The sequence below is a fragment of the Shuttleworthella sp. MSX8B genome, from assembly GCF_000524295.1.
GTDB lineage: Bacteria > Bacillota > Clostridia > Lachnospirales > Lachnospiraceae > Shuttleworthia > Shuttleworthia satelles.
The window spans coordinates 71,916-78,227 of sequence record NZ_JAQT01000006.1 but is presented as its reverse complement, the minus strand read 5'-3'; the positions used below and the strand labels follow the sequence as shown (position 1 = coordinate 78,227).

Below are 6,312 nucleotides of genomic sequence, written 5' to 3'. Positions count from 1 at the left end.
GTTGTAGGCGGTCAGCTCATCATCATATTTTTTCTTGGCGATATTGTACTTGGCCAATTCTTCATCATACTTCTTCTTGGCCTCATCGTATTTCTTCTTGTCCTGACTATATTTTTGCGCAGCCTTCTTTGCATCCTTTAATTGCTGCACCTGCTGCTTATAATCCGCCTCGATTTCCGCCCTCTTGCTGTCGGCTTCCGCCTCGGATTTCACCACGCCCTTGTCAACGTCAGCATCCTGCACGATCTCAGCACCGGCATTTTTGGCATCGGAAACACTTTGATCTAATTCCGTTCGATCTGCTTTAATCTCAATTCCCTTGACGGGGTCTGCCGCATAGGTCGGCAACACCGCTCCAACCGTACCAAACATTACCAGGCATGACAAAGTAATCGCTGACAGCTTTTTGCTGATCGCTCTGCTCTTTCCTTTCATACTTCCTCCTTGTCTTTGTCCTTCTGCCAATTTTGAGTTTCTATCATTTAAAGAAGATAAAGAAAGCACCGATCCGTGTATTCTTTTGCTCCTTAGATATCTTAATTCCAGACGGGACCATCTTATTGGTACGCCTGTACAGATTATATCTTGCTCTTCATGCCTGTCAATCCCTCTAAACCATCAGCACCAAAGCTCTTCCACGGAGTCCTTCCATGGCACTGGCCAACAGGAACTATAGAATAACATAGATTGTTCACAAATTTCCACAAATTTATGAAAAAGTTGCTTTCCTGTTCATGTTTCCCCGGTTTCTGTCGAGCCATGGGAAGCCGCCTGTATGAGTTGCCTGCGCAAGCTATGGGAAACTTGCCGAAAAGGTTATACTGGTATTTAACCTGCAGACCTCTCGATCTAAAAAAAAGGGACATCTGCAACAGGGCGGCTGTGGCCTGTCTCCTCTGGCAGGATTCCTCTCACGAAATAGAAATAAGGGATAACAAATGATGATGAATGATTCTGGCGAAATTTCAAATCTTCTGGACCAATTGCAGGAGAGCACAGGTCTCTCCCTCTGTCTGGATCCCCAGGCCCCCGCTGATCCCCAGGTCACAGCCGGTAAGCTGCGGGATCTCCTGCGCCTGACCAAATCCAACCGGGACAAGCACTACTTCCTCCGCCGCTATCTGTCCGGCCAGCTGGACGAAGACGAGATTCGATCCGGCTTTGCCCGCCACCACATGCAGGCCTCCTCCAGGCGGGCCCTTCTTCTGGTGACCTTCCCCGAAGATCTCAACGAGGAGACGAGGAGTATTCTCTCCTCTATCTTCCCGCGCAGCCAGGTCTCCCCCCTTTCCATGGGAAGAGATCGGATGCTCCTGATCGTCAAGGACAAGCCGTCCTCCCTTTCTCCCATGGTCTCCGCCCTGCTTGACACCATGGCTTCCGAGGCCATGATCCCGGTCAAGGTGGTCTATGACAACCAGACAGTGACCCTGGCGGATCTGCCCGCCGCCTACCAGGATCTTGTGACCAGTCTTGCCATCGGCAAGACCTTCTACCCTGCCGAACAGGTCTATGAATCCGCTTCTCTGGGCCTGGCCCGTCTCATCTTCCGCCTTCCGGAGGACGTCTGCCAGCGCTACCTGCAAGAGCATTTTCTGGACTATGATTTCGGCCGGATGGATGCGGACACCCTTCGGGCCATCCACACCCTCTTTCACAATAACCTGAGCCTCTCTGAGACGGCGCGGCAGCTTTTCATCCACCGCAACACCCTGGCCTACCGTCTGGACAAGTTTCAGAAGGCCTCCGGCCTGGATGTCCGCAATTTCGACGAGGCCATCACCTGCCGGATCGGCATGATGATCTGGCAGAAGCTGCATCAGAAGTCACGGTGAACTTACACCGCCACCGCCAAGACAAGCAATACTGTATTTTAAGTGAATCTTTGATATCATCAAACTAGCTGCAGATGAAAGGAGGTAGAAGCTATGCCAACTGTAAATGTAAAGATACAACCCACTATCATTAGCTGGGCGATGAGCCAGACCAGCGAAGAACAACTGGGAACGAAATTACTGAGCAATATTCAGCAATGGCTTAGCGGCACAAAAACGCCTACCTTCAATCAAATAGAGACTTTTAGTCGAAAGGCGAATATCCCTCTCGGCTATTTCTTCTTGCAAACACCGCCTGTCGAGGATATTAAGTTATTAGAATATAGGACTGTCGATAGTATAGAACTCGCTAATCCAAGCAGGAACTTAATTGATACGATAAATGAGATGGAGAGAGTTCAAGATTGGATGAGAGAATATCGCCAAGATACGGGCTTTGACGCTCTCCCTCTGGTTGGTCGTCTAAAAGGCCAGACTGAGCCTAAACAAATCGCCGAAAAAATAAGAGCAGATCTAAATTTAGGGCTGGAGTGGTATGCCCATTATAAAAATCCGGCGGAATCTTTCAAATATATCAGAGGTCTTTTGGATGAAAGTGGTGTAGTCGTAATGCTCAATGGCATTGTTGGAGCAAATAATCATCGTGCATTGAGTATTGACGAGTTTAGAGCCTTTGCCATCATCGATGAATGGGCCCCTCTGATTTTTATCAATAGTGCTGACTCTCAGGGCGCAAAGCTGTTTTCCTTATTTCATGAGATTGCCCATATATGGTTTGGAGTAGATGATCTCTATAACGACAGAAAAAACAGCCCTCATGTTCAGCCACTGGAAGTTATTTGTAATGCTGTGGCAAGCGAGTTAATAGCCCCTCTTGATGTGTTTTTAGATAAGTGGAGATATCTTTCTGAATTAGATAAGCGGGAAAGAATCTCTCTGCTGGCAAAGACCTTTAAATGTAGTGAAAGTGTCATTGCCAGGAAGGCATTTGATACCAACAAGATCAGCAAAAAAATGTACAATGACGTTGTTGCAGAAGGTATTGAGGCGTATAAAACACAAAAAGACAGCAAGGGATCTGGTGGTGGAGACTACTATAACACCGCGAAATCTCGACTTGATGGATGTTTTGTACGGGCACTTTGTGAAAGCATTACCTCTGGCAGAACAACATTCACAGAAGCTTACAGACTGACAAACACCAATAGAAAGACCTTTCCAGAAGTTGCTATGCGTCTTGGAGGAGGGATTTGATGGACAAGCAGGAAATCTTTCTTATTGATTCAAATGCACTCATAACGCCATTCAGGTTTTACTATGCGTTTGATTTGGTTCCGCCATATTGGAAAGAACTAAAAAAGCATCTTGATTCTGGAGAAGTAGTAATACTTGACGCGGTGAAGGATGAGATAGAAAAGGGACAGGATGACCTGTCGAAATGGCTTTCCAGTGTGAGTCATCTTGCTATTGTACCTAAAATAACGGAGCAGACCGTAAAAGAATACCAAAATGTGATGCAGTTTGTGGCCAGTTCCGGATATTATACAGAAAGAGCGCTGACAACATGGGCCCCGGAAAACATTGCGGATCCTTGGCTGATTGCTTCAGCGAAAGCAAATGGATATACACTCGTAACTCAGGAAGTAAGGTCTCGTGGATTAAGCAAAAAAACTCCCAACAGGTCTGCCAAAATTCCAGATGTCGCGGAGTATTTAGGTGTAAAGGCAATAGATATTTTTGAAATGATGCGTAGATTAGGGATTATCATCCGGTAAGCGTCTTCTCTACAACAGTGCGAAAAAATATATACAAAAATTTTCAGCAGTTACCTGTATCTTGTCAGAAAAAAGAAATCTAAAGATGAAAATTCTCCTTATATCAGAAAATGTAAGTCTTATATTATGCATCACTTAAATCAGCCGCTTTCACCTGAGATTCTGGCTGATCATCTTCACATTAGCCAGGACTACTTATTGCATCTTTTTTCTGAACAGGAAGGAACTACCCTGATGGAGTATATTCGGAAGAACCGCATAGAAGCCGCCGTAAACATGCTCAAATATTCCGATTTTCACATACAGCGCATTGCTGAATACTATCAGTTTAAAACACAGACTCCCTTCGGCGCTGTCTTTAAGAGATATATGGGAATGACACCTGCTACTTGCTGAATAGACTGTCTGCTGTCGTATCCATCTTTATTAAATCCATGTCCTGCTCCAGGTAATACATGTATTTCAAAATCCGCATTTATCTTCCCCGGCTGATCATTCAAAATAAATGTCACAGCCATCATTTACCGTACTGTCTGTCCCCACAAGGAGCTGAAACAAAATACCATCTACTATTTTATTCATATGCCTGTCGTAAAAGGAAAATTCCTCCTTCGGAATCGTAAACTGTATGTTCTGTTCATCTCCCGGGTTCAAGGTCACTCGACGGAAACGGATCAACTCTTTTTCCGGTCGGACAACATCGGCAAGCTTTGTGCGTACATAGCACTGCACGACTTCCGTCCCTTTTATCTGTCCTGTATTTTTGACTGTACACGTTACCGAGGCATACTTACCTTCCGTAACCGTCCCTCGAATATCTTTGACGGTAAAGCTCGTGTAAGTCAGTCCGAATCCGAAAGGATACAACGGTGTGTTCGGAATATCCATATACCTGCTGCTGAAACGGTCTTCTTCATGCTTCATCGGGTGTCCTGTCGTCATATCCCAATAAGTGACCGGACATTGCCCGACACTGTACGGAAAGCTTACGGCAAGCTTTCCCGAAGGTTGTCCGTCTCCGTATACGAGATCGACGATTGCCTCAGCGCCCATCGTTCCAGGACGCCACACCACAAGAAACGCTTTTGATTTCTCGCTCAGCTCCCTCACATCCAGCGGACGACCGGTCACAAGTACAGTGATGATATTTTTTGTCCTTGCCCACACCTTATCGAACAGATCCTTTTGAGGCTTCGGTAATTCCAAAAAAGCTCTGCTGGCAGCTTCCCCGGACTGGATCTCGTGTTCCCCGACAACTAAGACGACTGTGTCCTCCGGTGAGATTGATGCAAGCTTCTTCTCTTCATCAGCAAGCTGCTTTTCGATCGTCTCCTCCTCCGGTCCCCATACGTCCCACTGCATCGCCTCCTTCTTCGTCAAAATCGTGCTCCCCGTTATGCAGTCGACTTGCTTTCCCTTTTTCTTCAAAACGCTCTCGATCGTCTCCACATGCGCATGCTTACCGAATATGGACCATCTGCTCAAAAATTGGCGGGAGCTTGTATACGGTCCGATCCAATATACTTTTTTTCCATCATCCTTTAAGGGGAGCATTTCTTCATTTTTCAGAAGGACGCACCCCTCCATGACACACTCCTTGGCAAGCTGTTTTGTCTCCTCGGACAGTATTTCTACGTCTCCCATTCCAGAGAGCGGATCTTCAAACAAGCCGAGGTCATTTTTCATGCACAGGATCTTCCAGACACTTTCATCGATTTCCTCCATCGGGATACTGCCATCCAGGACAAGCTCTTCCAAATGCTCCATATACGCCCGACTCATCATATCAATGTCGATACCTGCATTTTGCCCGAAAATCGCACATTCTCTCTGATCGGCAGCCACATGCTGCTCCTCTAGCTGACCGATTGATCCCCAGTCGGAAATAAGGACTCCGTCAAAGCCCATATCATCCCGCAGCGTCTTTTTCAGTAGGTCTTCGTTTTTGCTGATCGGAACGCGGTCGATCGCATGAAAGGCTGTCATGACCATGGAAGGATTGGCCTTTATCGCCTCTCGAAACGGCTTTAAATATTGCTCAAAGAATGTTCTTTGAGACATTTCCACATCGTTGTACTCCCTTCCTGCACTGACCGCCCCGTAGCCTGCAAAATGCTTCAAGCATCCTGCCAGCTCATGGTGATCTCCTTTCGGCTCTTCCTGGTAGCCCTCAACCATCGCCTTGCCGAGCGTACCGTTCAAATACGGATCCTCCCCGAAGGATTCCATGATCCTTCCCCACCTCGGATCGGCGGACACGTCGATCATAGGGGAAAAGGTCGCACGAAGCCCTTGGGACGCCGCCTCTCTCGCAGAAGCGGCGGCACATTTTTTCACAAGCTCCGGGTGAAAACTGCACGCCTGCCCAAGGGGGATCGGAAAGATTGTCGAACAGCCGTGAATAACATCCGCCATAAACAAGAGCGGAATACCGTGGGGGTGTGCTTTTTGATAAGCCTTCTGTATATTTTTTATTTTTTCTTCTCCGATCGTACCAAGTACGGAACCGGCCGTCTGAAACACCCATGAAGGGATCTGCCCTTCCACTTCATTTCCCGTCATCACCGTATCGGCATCTCCCTCAGCATCGAGCGCTTTTTCATAATAGCTCCCCGTAAGCTGTATCATCTGCCCGATCTTTTCCCGCAGGGACATCGATCCAAGCAGTTGCCTCAATTTTATTTCATCCATCTGTCACTCCT

General features: G+C 47.1%; 5 protein-coding genes and 1 pseudogene. 4 read left to right on the top strand and 2 right to left on the bottom strand.

Annotated elements, in window-relative coordinates; translation table 11 throughout:
• Nucleotides 1-435, bottom strand: a pseudogene (locus HMPREF1508_RS01165) (GbpC/Spa domain-containing protein); the annotation flags it as partial.
• 509 nt (nt 436-944) lie between these two features.
• Here HMPREF1508_RS01165 and HMPREF1508_RS01155 point away from each other — a divergent pair.
• The 4 genes from HMPREF1508_RS01155 (at nt 945) to HMPREF1508_RS09835 (ending at nt 4,006) form a co-directional block, all read left to right on the top strand.
• Nucleotides 945-1,835 carry a PucR family transcriptional regulator gene (locus HMPREF1508_RS01155; RefSeq protein WP_198015535.1) on the top strand — a complete coding sequence of 297 codons (891 nt, stop codon included), beginning with the start codon at nt 945-947 and terminating at the stop codon, nt 1,833-1,835.
• 93 nt (nt 1,836-1,928) lie between these two features.
• Complete coding sequence (locus tag HMPREF1508_RS01150; protein WP_044958660.1) at nt 1,929-3,089, top strand: ImmA/IrrE family metallo-endopeptidase; 1,161 nt, start codon at nt 1,929-1,931, stop codon at nt 3,087-3,089.
• Nucleotides 3,089-3,610 (top strand): DUF4411 family protein, encoded by a 522-nt coding sequence (locus tag HMPREF1508_RS01145; protein WP_044958657.1) that lies wholly within the window; start codon nt 3,089-3,091, stop codon nt 3,608-3,610. The genes HMPREF1508_RS01150 and HMPREF1508_RS01145 overlap by 1 nt, the downstream gene beginning before the upstream one ends.
• A 126-nt stretch (nt 3,611-3,736) precedes the next feature.
• Entirely contained in the window at nt 3,737-4,006 is a 270-nt protein-coding gene (locus HMPREF1508_RS09835; protein WP_084640163.1) for a helix-turn-helix transcriptional regulator, read from the top strand.
• 96 nt (nt 4,007-4,102) lie between these two features.
• Here HMPREF1508_RS09835 and HMPREF1508_RS01135 read toward each other — a convergent pair whose 3' ends face one another.
• A complete protein-coding gene (locus tag HMPREF1508_RS01135) occupies nt 4,103-6,301 on the bottom strand; it encodes a glycoside hydrolase family 3 N-terminal domain-containing protein (protein ID WP_044958656.1) in 2,199 nt (732 codons plus the stop codon).
• Between the last annotated feature and the right edge of the window lie 11 nt (nt 6,302-6,312).